Annotated in this window: 25 protein-coding genes; 18 read left to right on the top strand and 7 right to left on the bottom strand. The window is 29.2% G+C overall.

The genetic code is table 11. The features are described from left to right. Window position 1 precedes the first annotated feature (1 nt). On the bottom strand, window positions 2-775 hold the full coding sequence (locus tag D3Z07_RS03840) for an energy transducer TonB (protein WP_076085972.1): 774 nt from the start codon (window positions 773-775) through the stop codon (window positions 2-4). A 49-nt stretch (window positions 776-824) separates the two neighbouring features. Here D3Z07_RS03840 and hemL point away from each other — a divergent pair, with 49 nt between their 5' ends. The 4 genes from hemL to D3Z07_RS03820 are packed head-to-tail and all read left to right on the top strand — an operon-like array spanning window position 825 to window position 3,288. Next, complete coding sequence (gene hemL / locus D3Z07_RS03835; protein ID WP_076085976.1) at window positions 825-2,105, top strand: glutamate-1-semialdehyde 2,1-aminomutase; 1,281 nt, start codon at window positions 825-827, stop codon at window positions 2,103-2,105. A gap of 10 nt (window positions 2,106-2,115) precedes the next feature. After that, entirely contained in the window at window positions 2,116-2,430 is a 315-nt protein-coding gene (gene ppnP, locus D3Z07_RS03830; RefSeq protein WP_076085979.1) for a pyrimidine/purine nucleoside phosphorylase, read from the top strand. An 8-nt stretch (window positions 2,431-2,438) separates the two neighbouring features. Further along, window positions 2,439-2,750 (top strand): AtpZ/AtpI family protein, encoded by a 312-nt coding sequence (locus D3Z07_RS03825; protein ID WP_076085982.1) that lies wholly within the window; start codon window positions 2,439-2,441, stop codon window positions 2,748-2,750. Then, a complete protein-coding gene (locus D3Z07_RS03820; protein WP_076085985.1) occupies window positions 2,740-3,288 on the top strand; it encodes a hypothetical protein in 549 nt (182 codons plus the stop codon). Before D3Z07_RS03825 ends, D3Z07_RS03820 begins: the two co-directional genes overlap by 11 nt. A 19-nt stretch (window positions 3,289-3,307) precedes the next feature. On the opposite strand, the gene D3Z07_RS03815 is transcribed toward D3Z07_RS03820, so the two are convergent. Together D3Z07_RS03815 and rpoD are read right to left on the bottom strand one after the other, a co-directional pair. Then, complete coding sequence (locus D3Z07_RS03815; RefSeq protein WP_076085988.1) at window positions 3,308-3,988, bottom strand: hypothetical protein; 681 nt, start codon at window positions 3,986-3,988, stop codon at window positions 3,308-3,310. Window positions 3,989-3,991: 3 nt separating this feature from the next. After that, on the bottom strand, window positions 3,992-5,845 hold the full coding sequence (gene rpoD / locus D3Z07_RS03810; RefSeq protein WP_076085991.1) for an RNA polymerase sigma factor RpoD: 1,854 nt from the start codon (window positions 5,843-5,845) through the stop codon (window positions 3,992-3,994). 173 nt (window positions 5,846-6,018) lie between these two features. On the opposite strand from rpoD, the gene D3Z07_RS03805 reads away from it, so the two are divergent. From D3Z07_RS03805 to D3Z07_RS03795, 3 genes are all read left to right on the top strand, one after another. Further along, window positions 6,019-6,519 carry a 3-isopropylmalate dehydratase small subunit gene (locus D3Z07_RS03805; RefSeq protein WP_076085993.1) on the top strand — a complete coding sequence of 167 codons (501 nt, stop codon included), beginning with the start codon at window positions 6,019-6,021 and terminating at the stop codon, window positions 6,517-6,519. Next, window positions 6,520-7,587, top strand: coding sequence for a 3-isopropylmalate dehydrogenase (gene leuB / locus D3Z07_RS03800; protein WP_076085995.1), 1,068 nt, complete (start codon window positions 6,520-6,522; stop codon window positions 7,585-7,587). A gap of 120 nt (window positions 7,588-7,707) precedes the next feature. Next, on the top strand, window positions 7,708-8,637 hold the full coding sequence (locus D3Z07_RS03795) for an exopolyphosphatase (RefSeq protein WP_076085997.1): 930 nt from the start codon (window positions 7,708-7,710) through the stop codon (window positions 8,635-8,637). Window positions 8,638-8,653: 16 nt separating this feature from the next. On the opposite strand, the gene D3Z07_RS03790 is transcribed toward D3Z07_RS03795, so the two are convergent. Beyond that, the gene (locus D3Z07_RS03790) at window positions 8,654-9,016 is read right to left on the bottom strand and encodes an HIT family protein (RefSeq protein WP_076085999.1); all 363 of its coding nucleotides are present in this window, start codon (window positions 9,014-9,016) and stop codon (window positions 8,654-8,656) included. A 242-nt stretch (window positions 9,017-9,258) separates the two neighbouring features. Here D3Z07_RS03790 and rpmJ point away from each other — a divergent pair, with 242 nt between their 5' ends. The 9 genes from rpmJ (at window position 9,259) to D3Z07_RS03745 (ending at window position 15,525) form a co-directional block, all read left to right on the top strand. Next, window positions 9,259-9,372, top strand: coding sequence for a 50S ribosomal protein L36 (gene rpmJ / locus D3Z07_RS14385; RefSeq protein ID WP_072682678.1), 114 nt, complete (start codon window positions 9,259-9,261; stop codon window positions 9,370-9,372). Between the two features lie 5 nt (window positions 9,373-9,377). Continuing rightward, on the top strand, window positions 9,378-9,746 hold the full coding sequence (gene rpsM / locus D3Z07_RS03780; RefSeq protein WP_076086001.1) for a 30S ribosomal protein S13: 369 nt from the start codon (window positions 9,378-9,380) through the stop codon (window positions 9,744-9,746). Window positions 9,747-9,755: 9 nt separating this feature from the next. Continuing rightward, window positions 9,756-10,148, top strand: a complete 393-nt coding sequence (gene rpsK / locus D3Z07_RS03775) for a 30S ribosomal protein S11 (protein WP_076086003.1) — start codon at window positions 9,756-9,758, stop codon at window positions 10,146-10,148. Between the two features lie 9 nt (window positions 10,149-10,157). After that, window positions 10,158-10,784 carry a 30S ribosomal protein S4 gene (rpsD, locus tag D3Z07_RS03770; protein ID WP_076086005.1) on the top strand — a complete coding sequence of 209 codons (627 nt, stop codon included), beginning with the start codon at window positions 10,158-10,160 and terminating at the stop codon, window positions 10,782-10,784. Between the two features lie 16 nt (window positions 10,785-10,800). After that, window positions 10,801-11,799, top strand: coding sequence for a DNA-directed RNA polymerase subunit alpha (locus D3Z07_RS03765; RefSeq protein ID WP_076086007.1), 999 nt, complete (start codon window positions 10,801-10,803; stop codon window positions 11,797-11,799). Window positions 11,800-11,814: 15 nt separating this feature from the next. Beyond that, window positions 11,815-12,165 carry a 50S ribosomal protein L17 gene (gene rplQ, locus D3Z07_RS03760; RefSeq protein WP_076086009.1) on the top strand — a complete coding sequence of 117 codons (351 nt, stop codon included), beginning with the start codon at window positions 11,815-11,817 and terminating at the stop codon, window positions 12,163-12,165. A 183-nt stretch (window positions 12,166-12,348) separates the two neighbouring features. Beyond that, the gene (gene gatA, locus D3Z07_RS03755) at window positions 12,349-13,710 is read left to right on the top strand and encodes an Asp-tRNA(Asn)/Glu-tRNA(Gln) amidotransferase subunit GatA (protein ID WP_076086012.1); all 1,362 of its coding nucleotides are present in this window, start codon (window positions 12,349-12,351) and stop codon (window positions 13,708-13,710) included. Window positions 13,711-13,722: 12 nt separating this feature from the next. Beyond that, window positions 13,723-15,168, top strand: coding sequence for an IMP dehydrogenase (gene guaB, locus D3Z07_RS03750; protein WP_076086015.1), 1,446 nt, complete (start codon window positions 13,723-13,725; stop codon window positions 15,166-15,168). An 81-nt stretch (window positions 15,169-15,249) separates the two neighbouring features. Further along, window positions 15,250-15,525, top strand: coding sequence for a GIY-YIG nuclease family protein (locus D3Z07_RS03745; protein WP_076086018.1), 276 nt, complete (start codon window positions 15,250-15,252; stop codon window positions 15,523-15,525). A 33-nt stretch (window positions 15,526-15,558) separates the two neighbouring features. On the opposite strand, the gene D3Z07_RS03740 is transcribed toward D3Z07_RS03745, so the two are convergent. Both D3Z07_RS03740 and D3Z07_RS03735 read right to left on the bottom strand, forming a co-directional pair. Next, window positions 15,559-15,849: a DUF3144 domain-containing protein gene (locus tag D3Z07_RS03740; RefSeq protein ID WP_076086021.1), complete on the bottom strand. Its 291-nt coding sequence runs from the start codon at window positions 15,847-15,849 to the stop codon at window positions 15,559-15,561. Between the two features lie 143 nt (window positions 15,850-15,992). Continuing rightward, complete coding sequence (locus D3Z07_RS03735; RefSeq protein WP_076086024.1) at window positions 15,993-16,247, bottom strand: hypothetical protein; 255 nt, start codon at window positions 16,245-16,247, stop codon at window positions 15,993-15,995. 122 nt (window positions 16,248-16,369) lie between these two features. On the opposite strand from D3Z07_RS03735, the gene D3Z07_RS03730 reads away from it, so the two are divergent. Both D3Z07_RS03730 and D3Z07_RS03725 read left to right on the top strand, forming a co-directional pair. Beyond that, window positions 16,370-16,681: an EthD family reductase gene (locus D3Z07_RS03730; protein ID WP_076086027.1), complete on the top strand. Its 312-nt coding sequence runs from the start codon at window positions 16,370-16,372 to the stop codon at window positions 16,679-16,681. A 50-nt stretch (window positions 16,682-16,731) separates the two neighbouring features. After that, a complete protein-coding gene (locus D3Z07_RS03725) occupies window positions 16,732-17,493 on the top strand; it encodes an alpha/beta fold hydrolase (protein ID WP_076086031.1) in 762 nt (253 codons plus the stop codon). 2 nt (window positions 17,494-17,495) lie between these two features. Here D3Z07_RS03725 and D3Z07_RS03720 read toward each other — a convergent pair whose 3' ends face one another. Then, window positions 17,496-17,729 carry a transcriptional antiterminator Rof gene (locus D3Z07_RS03720; RefSeq protein WP_076086034.1) on the bottom strand — a complete coding sequence of 78 codons (234 nt, stop codon included), beginning with the start codon at window positions 17,727-17,729 and terminating at the stop codon, window positions 17,496-17,498. Between the last annotated feature and the right edge of the window lie 140 nt (window positions 17,730-17,869).

Below are 17,869 nucleotides of genomic sequence, written 5' to 3'. Positions count from 1 at the left end.
TTTAATAATATCTATATCGTACATTAAATCTTAGTTTAGTTGTTGTTTTTGGTTTAGGATAATCTTTATACGCTATTTGAATTAATCTTAATGTATATTTATCAAATACTTCATATCCAGATGAATTTATAATCCTCAAGTTCGAAATATCTCCATTTGGATGGAATAAAAATTCAACTACATTTTTTCCAGATAATCTTCTTTGTATTGCTAGTTGTGGATATCCTAATCTTGTTAACACTCTTTGTGTTATTACTTGAAAACTATTGAAATTTTTCTTTATAAAAGCTTTTTGAACTTTTGTAAATGTTTCAAACTCTTTACCGTATAATTTTTGAATATCATCTAATATTCTTTTATCAATAGGATCAGGTTGTGATAAAAAGTCTTCTAAAGTTCTATTTTTTACAGCTTGTAATTTTTTCTTTGACGGTAACTTTGTTACTCTTTTTTTATCATAAGTAATCTTTTTAGGTGCTTTAACTAATTTTTTTGCTACTTTTTTTGTTATAGGTCTTTTTTTCGTAACTTTTTTTACTCTTTTTTTAACAATTTTTCTTTTTTCAAGAAGTTTGGGTTTTGTAACTTTAGCTTTAAGAATTTCTTTTTTGACAATTTTCTTTTCTTTTTTAATTTTTGCAAAAATAACATTTGCTTTTTTCTCTTTTTTTATTTCATTTTTAACTACTTCTTGCTTTTTTTGAAGTTCATAATCATTGAATATAAATAAATGTAAAGATATTGAAATAATAAAGCTAAGTATAATAAGTTTCATAACGTGATTATAGTAGAATAACGCTAATAGAAAATTAATAGGAATATAAATGTTTGATAATTCAATAAAAGCATATACTCAAGCTTGTGAAGTAATACCAGGTGGTGTTGATTCTCCCGTTCGTGCATTCAAAAGTGTTGGAGGAACTCCACCTTTTATAACTAAAGGAAAAGGTGCATATATTTATGATGTAGATGACAATAAATACTTAGATTTTGTACAATCATGGGGACCTTTGATATTTGGTCATTGTGACAGTGATGTTGAAGAAGCTGTTATTAAAACTGTTAAAAATGGTTTGTCTTTTGGAGCTCCAACAGAACTTGAAACACAATTAGCACAAGAAATTGTTGATATGTATGATTATATTGATAAAGTTAGATTTGTAAGTTCTGGAACTGAAGCTACAATGTCTGCAATTAGATTAGCACGTGGTGTTACACAAAAGAATGATATTTTAAAATTTGAAGGATGTTATCACGGACATTCTGATTCATTACTTGTTCAAGCAGGTTCTGGCTTAGCTACTTTTGGAACTCCAAGTTCTCCTGGTGTTCCAGCTGATTTAACTAAACATACTTTAGTTTGTGAATACAATAATATTGAAAACTTAAAAAAATGTTTTGAAGATTCAAATGATATTGCTTGTATTATTATTGAACCAATTGCAGGGAATATGGGATTAGTTCCAGCTACTGAAGAATTTTTAAGTGCTTGTAGAGAATTATGTGATAAAAATGGTGCTTTATTAATTTATGATGAAGTAATGACAGGGTTTAGAGTTTCTTTAACAGGAGCTTCTGGAATAGTTGCTGCAAAGCCAGATATTATTACTTTTGGTAAAGTAATTGGTGCAGGAATGCCAGTTGGTGCTTTTGCAAGTTCTTGTGAAATCATGAATTATCTTTCTCCAGATGGTGCAGTTTATCAAGCAGGAACTTTAAGTGGAAACCCAGTTGCAATGACAGCAGGATTAACAAACCTTAGAAAATTAAAAGCAAATCCAAATGTTTATACTGAACTTAATAATAAAGCTTTACGATTAGTAAATGGCTTAAAAGAAGTTGCAAGTGCAAATAACATTCCTTTACAAGTAAATACTAGAGGTTCTATGTTTGGTTTCTTCTTTTGTGAAGAACAACCTTTTAATATCAAACAAGTAGCAAAATGTGATTTTGATAGATTTGCTAAATTTCATCATGAAATGTTAAAAAAAGGTTTCTATTTTGCTTGTTCACAATATGAAGCAGGTTTTATATCAACTGTTATGACAAATGACGATATTGATGAGTGTATTAGTGCAGCATCAGAAGTAATGAAAAGTTTATAAAAGGAATAAAATGATTAGTTTTAAAAATGTTGAATTAGTAAAAAAAGCAAATATTTATTTTGATGGTAATGTTACAAGTAGATCATTTATTGATGGAAATGGTGAAAGTAAATCTTTAGGTATTATGATGCCTGGAACTTATAACTTTGGAACACAAGAAGCTGAGTTAATGGAAATTTTAGCAGGTGAGGTTGAAGTTAAACTAGCAGGTGAGGATACTTGGAATACATACACAGCTGATACTTCTTTTAGTGTAATTGCAAATTCAAACTTTGATATTAAAGTGAAAACAATAACTGATTATTGTTGTTCATATATTAAATAGGTTTCAAGATGGCAAATAAAGAAGAAAAAATTACTCCAAAACATAGAGATAAACTTGAAGCTTTAGATAATTTATCTTTAGGTATTTCAATGGTAGCAGCAGTTGCTATTGGTTTTGGAATTGGATATGGATTAAAAGCACTTTTTGAAATTGATTGGTTATTGTGGCTTGGAGTATTTTGGGGAATAGCAGCAGCTGGTCTTAATGTATATAGAGCTTATAAACGAGCTCAAAAATCTTATGAGGGTATGGAAGATGACCCTAGATATTCTTATAGAGCTAAACATGGGGATAAGAAATACGACGACGATGAAGATTAATCAATCTATTAAAAATTTTGCACTAGTATTTATTGTACTTGATCTTTGTTTGATTATTTATGCTTTAGTATTTAATACACCAATATGGTTGTTAAATACTCAAGTAGCTTTTGTCTCATCATTACTTATTACTATTGCTTCTTTTTTATCTTATAGAAAAAATATAAATAGAAGACTTTCAAATCTTGATTTATCAAAAGAAATTAAAACTCAGAGTAGGGATAAAGTTGATGAAATAGATGATCCTTATGATTTATATACTGAATATGAAGAAGTTCCAGAAGAAGAATTAACACCTGAAAAGATAAAAGAGATTATTACTGAGGAAAAGTCTAAAGTAAAAAAGAATTCGGTTAAAAATACTATCTTTTCTGCAACAGGTTTTTTATCAATATATAGAATTTTAGGTTATGGAACATTAATATTTGGTTTCTTTGCTTTAAATAATAATAAGCTATTTATTCCAATAGCTTTTATAATTGGATTAGGAATTGTTCCTATTGGAGTATTATTCTCAAAGCTTTTAGAGAAAAAATAAAAGCTTTGAAAGATTAATATTAAATAACTAGTGGTAAATCTATACTTATTTTATTTTCATTACATGTTAAAATAAAAGAGCTATCTTCTTTATATTGAAGAAGTTCTTTTATTGCATTTTTATTAGATGTTATTTCAACTGCAATTAATGAATACTTTTTCCCATCAATTCTAATATATTCTCCAATTTTAAGTAAAATAGAACATTCAATACTATCCGAGCCATCAAAAGCATCAAATACTTGATTTAATGTTTTTATAAATAAACTTGCATCAAGTTTAAATTCAGGAATTGAAGGGTCATAATTTTTAGAATAAGTAGTATTCGTTTTAATTTTATTTGTAGAAATTGCTAAATCTACAAGTGTAAAAATATTTGTACTATTTATATTTTTTATATTAAGAGTTGATTCTTTCTTTACCATTGCACTTTTATAAAGTTTCATATGAATTTCATCTTCATTATCATATTTAACAGTAATTGCATAAAATGTATAATTTTGCATACTTATGTCAATATATGAAGTTTGTGCTCCAAAAGATTTTGGAGCATACTGTAAAGCCATATCATAAAGCTCTTTTGGTTTTATTCTATTTAATAAAAACTGAGCTTCTGAATTACTAAATAAAATCTTCGACGTAGAAGAAAAAGTGATAATAGGGTTTAAGTCTAGCTCAACCCAATCTTCAAAAAAATCCATTTTCTAACTTTCTACGTAATTCTTAAGGTTTTTACCAACTTTTGGATGCTTTAACTTCTTAATAGCACTAGATTCAATTTGTCTTACTCTTTCTCTTGTAACTGAAAGTTCTTTTCCAATTTCTTCTAATGTTCTATCACTAGCATCATGCATAAGTCCAAATCTCATTCTAACAACGGCTTGTTCTCTTTCATTAAGTTGAGCTAAGATTTGATCAATTTGACCTTGTAAATCTTCTTTCATAATATTATCAACAGGAGTTGGAGCTTTTTCATCAGGAACAAAATCACCAAATTTACCATCATCATCAGAACCAATAGGTGCTTCAAGTGATACAGGCTCTTTAGTAATTTTAATTACTTGCTTAACTTTATCAACAGGTAATCCAACTTCTTTAGAAATTTCTTCAACATCTGGCTCTTTACCATTTTCTTGAATACCTTTTCTAATAATTTTATTAATTCTATTAATAGTTTCAATCATATGTATTGGAATTCTAATAGTTCTAGCTTGATCCGCAATTGCTCTAGAAATTGCTTGTCTAATCCACCATGTTGCATAAGTAGAGAATTTGTATCCCTTTTTATACTCAAATTTATCAACAGCTTTCATTAAACCAATATTACCTTCTTGAATTAAATCTAGGAATGGTAAACCTCTATTTGTATATCTTTTTGCAATAGATACAACAAGTCTAAGGTTTGATTTTGCCATTCTTGTTTTAGATTTATCAGTAATATCTTTACCACGTTTAATTTGCTCTAATACATCTTTAAGTTCTTCTGGTTCTAAATCAAAACCATCTTTAGAAGCTTCTGCTGTTTGAAAAAGTTTTTTGATTTCCATATATGTAGAAACCATAGTTGCTTCAGGAACCATAGTAGTAATTTGTACTTTTGTTAAATTTACAATATTATCTAAAATCTTTTGGTGATTTTGTAATAAAGTATCATTAAATAAAGGTAATTTATACTCTAATCTTTTAAGCTCATGCTCAAATCCTGTATCAGATTTAAGTGCAGTTTCCATAGCTTTTACAATTTCAGTAATTAGTTTAGACGTAGGTCCAAGGTCTAATAATGCTTCTTTTAAGATTCTTTTTTTGAAAGCAATTGCTAAGTTGTGTTGCATTTGGTCAGCATCTTCTTCAGATTTTGCAGTCTCTTTTGTTAAGAATTTAAGCCAATCTTTTTTTGCTTTTTCTAGTATTTTGAAAGCATCAACAATAGTTTGTGCTCTTTTATCAAGTTTCTTTTGTTTTTTCCCATCTGCTTTATCATCATCAGAATCATCAGTTTCTGTTTTATCATCATCAGATGAATCATCAGAATCTTCATCGTCAAAGTTTCTGAATAATTCTTTTACTTTTCTTTCTCTATTTACTAAAGGTTCTTTGTACTCTAAAATAAAATCTATTAAGTATGGTACATAACAGATTGCATCAAGAATTACATCTTCACCCATTTCAATTTTTTTAGAAATTTCAATTTCTTCTTCTTTAGTAAGTAAAGGAATTTGTCCCATTTCTCTTAAGTACATTCTAACAGGAGAATCAGATCTAGACCATTCTAATAATTCTTTATTTTTCAGAAGATCATAAACATCATCTTCATTCATTATTAGTTTTTCTCTTTGTTCTTTTCTCTTCTTAGCTTCTTCTGCATTCATTCTTTTTGCTTGTTCTTGCGAACTAATTACAGTAACGTTATATAATTGTATGAAAGCTAAAAGTTTTTTTACATTAGCACCCGATGGTGCTTTTGGAAATATTTTAATGATTTTTTCATAAGTAAGAATAGAGTCTTTGTACTCTTTAACCGTTTGTTCAATTGCTTTATTTAAATCTTTTGCGCTCATATATCGAACATCCTCTTTTTAAAATAGATGGATATTATACCCAAAAGAGCTGAAATTTCGATTAGTTTAGTTTATTTAATCAAAAATTACTAAAGTATTAGATAAAATGCATCTTTTAAAAAATAATTCTTTGAAAATATAGAAAAATTTATTGAAGACCAAGGATACAAAATATGAATAAAATTACTGGAAAAGTATGGAATTTTGGAGCTAACATCGATACTGATGTTATTATTGCTGCTAGATATTTAAATAGTTCAGATCCAGAACATTTAGCAAAATATGTAATGGAAGATGCAGACCCTGAATTTCCTAATAAGTTACAAAGAGGTGATATTATAGTTGCTGGTGAAAACTTTGGATGTGGTTCAAGTAGAGAACACGCTCCTATTGCTTTAAAAGCTGCTGGTGTTGCTGCTGTTGTTGCACCATCTTTTGCAAGAATCTTTTATAGAAATGCATTTAATATGGGATTACCTATTTTTGAACTTCCAGAATCTTTAGAAATTAAAGAGGGTGAAAAGATTAGTATTAATTTAGACAATGGTGTTATTACTAATGAAACAAATAATAAAGAATATAAATTCACTCCAATTCCTCCATTCATGCAAGAATTAATTGCAAGTGGTGGATTAATTAATTATGCAATTGAAGAAATGGCAGAAGGAAAATAAATGAAAAAGTATAATATATCTGTAATTAAAGGTGATGGAATTGGTCCTGAGATTGTTGATGAAGCAATTAAAGTTCTTGATGCAGTTTCAGGTGCTTGTGATTTTACATTAGATTATGAAGAATATTTAATGGGTGGAATTGCAATTGATGAAACAGGTGTTCCTTTACCTCCTGAAACTGTTCCTGGTGTATTAGCATCAGATGCTTGTTTATTTGGTTCAATTGGTGGTGAGAAATGGGATGATTTACCAAGAGAGTTAAGACCTGAAACTGGACTTTTAAAATTAAGAGAAGAGTTAGGTGTTTATGCAAACTTAAGACCTGCAATTGTTTATGACGAATTAGTAAATGCATCAACTTTAAAGCCTGAAGTAATTCAAGGTTGTGATATTATGGTAGTTCGTGAGCTTATTGGTGGTATATATTTTGGTCAACCAAGAGCAAATGATGGGCAAAAAGCATACAATACAATGGTATATACAAAAGATGAAATTATCAGAATTGGTAAACAAGCTTTTGAATTTGCTATGAAAAGAGATAAAAGAGTTTGTTCTGTTGATAAAGCTAATGTTTTAGAAGTTTCTCAATTATGGAGAGATACAATGAATGAATTATCAAAAGATTATCCTGCTGTTGAATTAACTCATATGTATGTTGATAATGCTGCTATGCAACTTGTAAGAAATCCAAAACAATTTGATGTTATTGTAACTGGAAATATCTTTGGTGATATTTTATCTGATACAGCTTCAATGGTTGTTGGATCAATTGGATTATTACCATCTGCTTCATCTGGAGATAAAACAGCTGTTTATGAACCAATTCATGGTTCAGCTCCTGATATTGCAGGACAAGGAATTGCAAATCCAATTGCTACAATTGAATCTGCTGCTATGATGCTTAGATACTCTCTTGGAGAAGAAAAAGCTGCAGATATGATTACAAATGCAATTAAAAATGTATTAAAAGATGGATATAGAACTAAAGATTTAGCTGAATTTGATGCTAAAGAAGTTTTAACTACTACAGAAATGGGTGATGTAATCGCCAACTATATAAACAAATAATAAAGAAGGATACTCCTTCTTTATTCCTCTAAAGATGTTTTCTTAAAAAATAACTTATTTTATTGTAATTAATAATCTTTTATGTTAGAATGTAAAAAAGCCTAACTAGGAAATCAGATTATGAATGAAAAAAAATATAGATTAGTAACACGAAGTGACATGGATGGACTTGTATGTGGTACTTTATTAAAATATCTAGATATTATTGATAAAATTGAGTTTGTACACCCAAAAGACATGCAAGATGGAAAAGTTGAAGTAACTTCTAATGATATTACAACTAACCTTCCTTATGTAGAAGGTGTGAATCTAGCTTTCGATCATCACTATTCTGAAACACTAAGAAATGAAAAGAAAGATAATCATATAATTGACCCGGATGCTAACAGTGCAGCTCAAGTTGTTTTTGAATATTATGGAGGTGATGATAAATTTCCTGGATATTTCACTGCAATGATGAATGGAGCAAATAAAGCAGATTCTGCAGATTTTACTGAAGAAGAGATTCTAAGTCCAAGAGGCTGGCCAATGTTAAGCTTCTTAATGGATTCTAGAACTGGTTTAGGAAGATTTAGAGAATTCAGAATTTCAAATTATCAATTAATGATGGATTTAATTGATTATTGTGCTAAACATAATATTGATGAAATCTTAGAATTAGAAGATATAAAAGAAAGAATTGACTTATATTTTAAATATGAAGATCAATTTAAAGAACAATTAATAAGATGTACTACTATTAAAGATAATTTACTAATTATTGATTATACAAATGAAGAGATTATTTATCCTGGAAATAGATTTATGATTTATGCAATGCATCCTGAAATAAATATATCTATTCATAAAGTTTGGGGTAAAGATAAACAAAATATTGTATTTAGTACTGGAAAATCAATTATAAATAAAAGCTCGAAAACAAATATTGGAGAATTAATGCTTTCATATGGTGGAGGAGGGCATAAAGCTGCTGGTGGATGTCAAATAGACATTGATAAAGCTGATACAGTTTTAGAAGAGTTAATTAAAAAAATTAATGAAGATGGTTAAAAATTAAATAAAAAGCTTATAGCTTTTTATTTAACTCTTCATAAAACTTATCAAAAGATGGTAAGTCAAGTTTTGCAACTCTCTGAAGTTTTCCCCACATAGGTTCAGGAAAATATGAATCTTCTTCAAATCTTGCCATAATATGAAAATGCACATGAGGCATATAGTTTCCAAATGATGCAATATTTATTTTTTTTGGTTTGAAATATTCTAACATCTGTTTTTCAATAATATCAAGACATCTAAATATTTCTAATTTTGTTTCATTATCACATTGAGAGAATTCTTTTATTTCTTTATTTGTAAAAATCTTTAGCCATGGAATTTCACTATTTTCTATTTCTATTTTAATTAATTCATTTTTATATATTATTGACATTTCTTACCTTTTATAATTTATGAAATTCTACTATAAGCTTTATTAAACTACTTAAATACTATATATTAACCTTCCTTTAAGTAAAAATTAAATATAATCCAAATCCATTTTACAACCATAAAAGAAGTTTTTATAAAATGTTTTGTGTTTTATAAAGAGTTGGATGAATGTATTAGGAATGTACTTGATCGTTCAGTCCTGTTGTAATATTGGCAAAATACACAAAAAAAGAGGGACGACTTATGAAAGTTAGAGCTTCAGTAAAGAAGATGTGTGACAAATGTAAAATTGTCAAAAGAAGAGGTGTCGTAAGAGTGATTTGCGAAACTAAAAAACACAAACAAAGACAAGGATAAGACACATGGCAAGAATCGCAGGTGTTGATTTACCAAATAAAAAAAGAATGGAATATGCTTTAACGTATATTTTTGGAATAGGGTTACATAACTCAAGATTAATTTTAGATGCTGTTGGAATCGATAAAGATAAAAGAGCTCACGAATTAACTGAAGATGAAGCTGCAGCAATTAGACAAGAATTACAAAAAAACTATATGGTTGAAGGTGATCTTAGAAAAAAAGTTGCTATGGATATTAAATCATTAATGGACTTAGGTTCTTATAGAGGTTTAAGACATAGAAAAGGTTTACCATGTAGAGGGCAAAAGACTAAGACTAATGCTCGTACTAGAAAAGGTAAAAAGAAAACTGTTGGCGCAGCAGCGAAGTAAGGATAACTAATGGCAAAAAGAAAAGTTACTAGAAAAAAAATTGTAAGAAAAAATATTGCTGACGGTATCGTACATATTGCGGCTACTTTCAACAATACTATGGTTACAGTTACAGACAGCGTTGGAAATGCAATTGCATGGTCATCAGCTGGAAACTTAGGTTTCAAAGGTTCTAAAAAATCTACTCCATTTGCTGCGCAAGCTGCTGTTGAAGATGCTGTTGCTAAAGCTATGGAACATGGAATCAAAAACGTTGGTATCAAAATTCAAGGACCAGGATCTGGTAGAGACACTGCAGTTAAAGCTGTTGGTGCAATTGAAGGTATCAGAGTTACATGGTTAAAGGATGTTACACCATTACCACATAATGGTTGTAGACCTCCTAAAAGAAGAAGAGTGTAAGGAGTAGTTATGGCAAGATATAGAGGACCAGTAGAAAAAATCGAGAGAAGACTTGATGCAGACCTTGGATTAAAAGGTGAGAGAAGACTTAACGGAAAATCTGCTTTAGAAAAAAGACCATTTGCTCCAGGACAACACGGACAAAGAAGAACTAAAATTTCTGAGTACGGTTTACAATTAAGAGAAAAGCAAAAAGCTAAGTTCATGTATGGTGTTTCTGAAAAACAATTCAGAAAATACTTTAAAAAAGCTTCTACAAACGAAGGTAATACAGGATCTAACTTAATTACATTAATTGAGCAAAGATTAGATAACGTTGTTTACAGAATGGGATTTGCTACAACTAGAGCAAATGCTAGACAATTTACAACACACGGTCACGTTTTAGTTGACGGTAAGAAAGTTGATATTCCTTCTTACGTTGTAAAACCAGGACAAAAAATCGAAATCAAAGAAAAATCTAAATCTAACCCACAAGTTGTTAGAGCTTTAGAATTAACTAATCAAACTGGTATTGTTGATTGGGTTGATGTAGATACAGCAAAAGCATTTGGTATTTTTACTAGAGTTCCTACAAGAGAAGAAGTAGTTATTCCAGTTGAAGAAAGATTAATCGTAGAGTTATATTCTAAGTAATAAATAAAGGTAGCCAATGAAAAAGTTTGCAGACACACCGTTTTTACCAACAGAAGTTGAAATCGAAACTATCAATGATAATGAAGCAAAGATTTCTGCATATCCATTTGAAAGTGGTTTTGCAATAACTTTGGCACACCCTTTAAGAAGACTTCTTCTTAGTTCTTCAGTTGGTTACGCACCAATTGCAGTAAAAATTGAAGGAGCTTCTCACGAGTTTGACTCGTTAAGAGGGATGCTAGAAGATATAGCTATTTTTATTATTAACCTTAAGAATATTAAGTTTAAAATTAATGGTGATGAAGAACAAGTAGTAGTAGAATATTCTTTTGATGGACCAAAAGAAATTAAAGGTGAAGACTTAATCAACTCTGATGTTGAAGTAGTTTCTCCAGATGTTCACTTAGCTACAATTAACTCGGATTGTAATTTAACATTCTCTGTTATTATTCAAAAAGGTATAGGTTATATGCCTTCTGAAGATATTAGAGAAATTGTTGGACCAGATTATATTCCAGTAGATGCTTTCTTTACACCAGTAAAAAAAGTAGTTTATGATATTGAAAAAATGTTAGTTGAAGATAATCCTAACTTTGAAAAAGCTGTATTTAATGTACAAACAAATGGACAAATTTCTCCAATAACTGCTTTTAAAGAAGCTGTTTCTGTTATGTATTCTCAAATGTCAGTATTTAATAAAGTATTTGATTTATCAGAAGTAACAGTTAGTGATGCAGGTGAAGAGCCAGTAGAACTAAAAGATTTAGTTGTCAAAATTGATGACTTAAATTTAAGTGCTAGATCATTCAACTCTTTAGATAGAGCTGGATTAAAATTCTTAGGTGAATTAGTACTTATGAGTGAAGTTGAAGTAAAAAATATCAAAAACCTTGGGAAAAAATCTTATGATGAAATTGCTGAAAAGCTTGAATCACTTGGTTTCCCAGTTGAAGATACACTTCCAGAAAACGTTGCTTCTGCATTAAGAAGAAAATTAGAGCAACTTAAAGCATAATTAAGGGTTTAGAAGATGAGACATAAGCACGGATATAGAAAGTTAAGTAGAACTTCTTCTCATAGAAAAGCATTGTTAAAAAACATGGCAATTGCAATTATCGAAAGAGAAAAGATTGAAACAACTGTTCCAAAAGCAAAAGAATTACAAAGATATATTGAAAGATTAGTAACTACTGCTAGAAATGCAGATTTAAATACTCATAGACAAGTATTTGCAGCATTACAAAGTAAAGAAGCTACTAAAAAATTAATAAACGAAATTGCACCTAAATACGAAGGTAGAAACGGTGGATATACTTCAATTATTAAAACAAGAATTAGAAGAGGTGATGCTACTCAAATGGCATTCATTTCATTCGTATAATAACTAATTTATACATTCTTGAAAGGTAGGAGTCTTAAGACTTCTACCTTTTTTTATACTCATAAATACACTCAAACTTAAATTTTTCTTTTTATTTTCAATTAATATTTGCTTTACCATTTTTTAATCATTTTTTAGATAAAATCCGGTGTAATACTATAATTATAAATTACAGGAGACCGTTTGATAACTCTAAAAGAAGCACTTACTTTAGGTAGTGACGATATTAATAAATTAAGAGATGATTTAACTACAAAAATAAAAGAAAATACTGTTGGTGCATATATTGAGCAATTAACTTCAACTGATATTTCTACTTCAGGTTCTGGAATTCCAATTGCTATTAAAGATAATATAAATGTTAAAAATTGGGAAGTTACTTGTTCTAGTAATATCTTAAAAGGTTATATTTCACCATATAATGCGACTGTAATCAACAACTTAGAAAAAGCAGGTTTAAGCGCTTTTGGTCGTGCAAATATGGATGAATTTGCAATGGGAAGTTCTACTGATACTTCTTGCTATGGTAAAACATTAAATCCAATTGATAATTCAAAAGTACCTGGTGGAAGTTCTGGTGGAAGTGCTGCTGCTGTTGCTGCTGGTATTGCTATTGCTGCACTTGGTACTGATACAGGTGGTTCAATTAGACAACCTGCTGCTTATTGTGGTGTAGTTGGAATGAAACCAACTTACGGAAGAGTTTCAAGATACGGAATTACTGCATATTCATCTTCTTTAGATCAATGTGGACCAATAACTCAAAACGTTGAAGATGCTGCAATTTTATATGACATTATTTCAGGGCATGACGATAAAGATTCTACATCTGCTAATGTTAATTATGACGCAGTTACTCCAAAGCTTGATGCTAATAAAAAACTTACTATTGCGGTTATTGATAATTTTATTGAGCAAGCTAGTTCGGCTATTCAAAAAGCATTTAGTAAATCTATTAAAGCTTTAGAAGAAGCAGGACATAAAATTGTTCATAAAAACATGTTAGATACTGGAAAGATTCTTTCATCTTACTATATTGTAGCAACTGCTGAAGCATCTGCAAATCTTTCTAGATTTGATGGTGTTAGGTACGGAAATAGAAAAGGTGAGGGTGGACTTAAAGATATGTACGTTCAAACTAAATCCCAAGGATTTGGAGATGAAGTACAAAAAAGAATTATGTTAGGTTCTTTTGTATTAAGTTCTGGATATTATGATGCTTACTATATCAAAGCACAAAAAGTTAGACACTTAATCAAAGATGAATATGAAGAGATTTTTAAAGATGCAGATTTAATTCTTTCTCCAGTTGCACCTACAACTGCACCTAAGTTTGGAAGTTTTAAAACATCATTAGAAATGTATTTAAGTGATATATATACAATCTCAGTTAACTTAGCAGGACTACCTGCTATTTCTTTACCTGTTGATAAAGATGAAGATGGAATGCCAGTTGGTTTACAGCTAATTGGACCTGCATTCGATGAACAAACTATGTTTGATGGTGCATTGTCACTAGAAAAAGCAATTAATTATAAAAAATAAGAAAGGGATATTATGAGAATAAGAAAAAGAGCACTTACATTTGAAGACGTTTTATTAGTACCAGCAAAATCAGAAGTTTTACCTAAAGAAGTATGTTTAAAATCTAAATTAACTAAAACAATTGAGTTAAATGTACCTTTTATTTCTGCAGCTATGGATACAGTTACAGAATTTGAAGCTGCTATTGCAATGGCAAGACTTGGTGGTATTGGTATTATCCATAAAAATATGGATATTGAAACTCAAGCTATGCAAGTTAGAAAAGTTAAAAGATCAGAGTCAGGAATGATTACAGATCCAATTACAATTAAGAAAGATCAAACTCTTCAAGATGCAGAAGATATAATGGCTACATATAAAATCTCTGGTATTCCTGTTGTAGATGATACTAATTCATTATTAGGAATTATTACAAATAGAGATATGAGATTTACAAAAGATTTCACAAAAGTTATTGCAGATAAAATGACACACTCTCCATTAATTACTGCAATTAAAGGTACGACTTTAGAAGAAGCTGCCGAAATTATGCATGCTAATAAAATTGAAAAATTACCAATTGTTAATGATGAAAATAAATTAATTGGTTTAATTACAATTAAAGATATTAATAAAAAAAGAGAACATCCAAATGCTTGTAAAGATACTTTTGGAAGATTAAGAGTTGGTGCTGCTATTGGTGTTGGTCAATTAGATAGAGCAACTGCATTAGTTGAAGCTGGTGTTGATGTTTTAGTTATGGATTCTGCTCATGGACATTCTAAAGGTATTTTAGATTCTGTTACTGCAATTAAGAAAGTATTAGATGTTGAAATTATTGCAGGTAATGTTGCAACTGCTGAAGGAACTAAAGCATTAATTGATGCAGGAGCTGATGCAGTTAAAGTTGGAATCGGTCCTGGTTCAATTTGTACAACTAGAATTGTTGCTGGTGTTGGAGTTCCTCAAATTTCTGCAATTGATGAGTGTTCTGCTGAAGGTGCTAAATATGGTATTCCAGTTATTGCTGATGGTGGAATTAAATATTCTGGTGATGTTGCAAAAGCATTAGCTGTAGGTGCATCATCTGTAATGATGGGTTCTGCATTAGCAGGAACTGATGAATCTCCAGGTGAATTAATTTTATACCAAGGAAGAAAATTCAAAACTTATAGAGGAATGGGTTCTATTGGTGCAATGACTAAAGGAAGTACGGATAGATATTTCCAAGAAGGAACTGCTGCTGATAAACTTGTACCTGAAGGTATTGAGGGTAGAGTTGCATATAGAGGTTCAATCGCTGATATTATTCATCAAATGACTGGTGGATTAAGATCTTCTATGGGTTACTTAGGATCTGCAGATATTAAAATATTCCAAGAAACTGCAGAGTTTGTTGAAATTACATCAGCAGGACTTAAAGAGTCTCATGTTCATGATGTTACAATTACGAACGAAGCTCCAAACTACCACGTATAAAACTACAGTAAAGAGTTAATCTTTACTTTTTAAATATGATGAAGGATAACAAACTTCATCATATTCTTTTAAAGGCTTTTAATGTCATATTTTGTATATATACTAGAATGTAATGATGGTAGTTTATATACAGGAATTACTAAAGATATTTCAAAACGATTAAATGAACATAATTTAAGTGATAAAGGCGCAAAGTATACAAAGGTTAGACGACCTGTTAAACTTGTATATAAAGAGTCTTCTGAAAACAGAAGTACTGCATCAAAAAGAGAATATGCAATAAAAAAACTAACTAGACTAAAGAAACTTGAATTAATTTATAAAGGCAATTCTTCTAAACTTGTTAAAGATAATTAAAACAAAGGTGCATTTTATACACCTCTTTTCTAACTATTTAATTTTATTCTGTGTAAAATCATGAGTTACTGCATGATTATTTAGGTGTTCTTCTAATGCTAATTTATATTCTTTTGCAAAATACTCTATAATTTCATCTTTTTCTGCAAGCATATCTTCTGCTGTATGATATGCTGTACATGCCATATAAGTACTAAATCGTACTGAACCATACATATATGAAGCACTTACTTCACCTAATGTTAATCCTTGTTGTAGTTGTTCATTTGCAATTGCAATCTGAGCATCTGCTCTTTGTAAAAATTCGTTTGATTTTTCGCTCATAATATATTATCCTGTTTTTATTTGAATTATAGTCAAAAGAGTGTTATAAAATAGAATTATGGTAAAATGTTTTTTACTTAAATTTATCCTAAGTAACTTTTATACTCTTTCTTAATAGTTTATTTTTCTAGTCTTTTACTATATCAAATTTTATAATCAATAAAATCCTTAATACTAAAAGTTTGATATTTAACTAATCGTTTATATATTGCATCTTTTTCTCCAGCTGTATTAGCCTTTTCATACTCTTTTTCTATTTCAAGTATTTTTTCCAAAGTTGCTTTGATTTTTATAACTTCTTCTGTAGTCATATAGTCATTATATTTTCCATGACCTACATAAAAAGCCACTTTTCTTATACTATCTAGTATTTGTTCGATTTGTTCTTCTATTTTCATTACTTCTCCAAAATATTAAATTAGTGTATCAAAAAGGTTTTTAAACTTAGTATTTTCAGGCTATATTCTTATGATAGACTTTTGTTAACTTTAAAAAGTTAAATAAAAAATAGGATAATAAAATGATAAAAGTAAGTGTACTGTACCCAAATTCAGATGAGTTGATTTTTGATAAAGAATATTATTTAAATACTCATGTTCCTTTAGTTTCAAAACTTTTAGGCGATTCTTTAAAAAATGCACAAGTAGATTTTGGACTTGCCAGTGGAGTACCTGGTGAAGCTGCAATGTATGTTGTTATGACTCATATGTCATTTGAATCACTTGAGTCTTTTCAAGCAATTTTTGAGCCAAATTCAGTAGAAATACTTTCTGATATTGCAAACTTTACTAACTGCCAACCACAACTGCAAATTAGTGAAATTCAAATATAAGAAAATAGATGCTAATATTTTTGCTAAAAGAATAAATATATAGGATAGTAATGATAAAGTTAGGCCATAAAATAATTGGAACTGGTAAGAAGAATATAATAGTTTTACATGAATTAATGGGAAATTATAAAAACTATGAGCCTACATTTACTTACTTAGATACAGATAGTTTCACTTATATATTTGTAGATTTGCGTGGTTATGGATTATCTAAAGAGATTGAAGGTAATTATTCTTGTAATGAAGCATCTAATGATATTAAAAATCTTATTACATATTTAAATTTAGATGATGTAACATTACTTGCACATTCAATGTCAACACTAATTGCTCAAAAAATTGCACTCATTGACGCAAGAGTTTCAAAACTTATACTTGTTACTCCCATACCACCAAGTGGAATAAAACTTCCACAAATAGCTCAAGATAAACTTATAAATGAAATGAGTGAAAATAAAAATAAAATTGAAGAAATAGTTTATAGTGCAAGTAAAAGACATAATAAAATATGGGCTAAAACTAGAATCAAAATGGCATATGAAGCTTCTACTCTTAGTGCTCGAGTAGGATATATGAAAATGTATTTAGAAACTGATTTTTCTAATGAAGTAGAAAATATAAATATACCTATAAAAATTATAGTTGGGAAATATGATTTTCCAATTTTTGGAATAAAATCAATTACAAAACTATTTTCAAATTATTATAATAATTTAGAAATTATTGAATGTCAAGAAGCAGGGCATTACCCAATGTTGGAATGTCCTGTTTATTTTGCTTCTAAAATTGAAGAGTTTGTTAACAAAAAGTAGGTTTATACGTCTTTGTGCTTTTTACCATTAAAAGTAATCACTGTATCTAATCTTATTTTTTCTTTTGAATCTAAAATCATAAACTCAATTCCATCAACAACTTCCATAGTTTTAACAACACCTTTTACCGTTTCTTTTTCTTCTTCATTTTTTAAGTAAACAACTGTTGATGGTATTTTTCTTTGCATTGCAACATTTAATTGGTCAAAAAACTCGCATGATATAGGATTATACATATTTCTCTTTTTTTATTGATATTATACACAAATATAAAATAAAACTCATATCTCTAAATTTTCTAATGTAATTTATTCCTCTTAGGTACTATTAACTACTTTTTTTATACAATCACAAAAACAAATCAAGGAAGTTGAAC

It is taken from the genome of Arcobacter peruensis, assembly GCF_003711085.1.
GTDB lineage: Bacteria > Campylobacterota > Campylobacteria > Campylobacterales > Arcobacteraceae > Poseidonibacter > Poseidonibacter parvus.
Note: the sequence above shows the minus strand (reverse complement) of the source record. Positions and strands in the feature narration are given on the sequence as shown.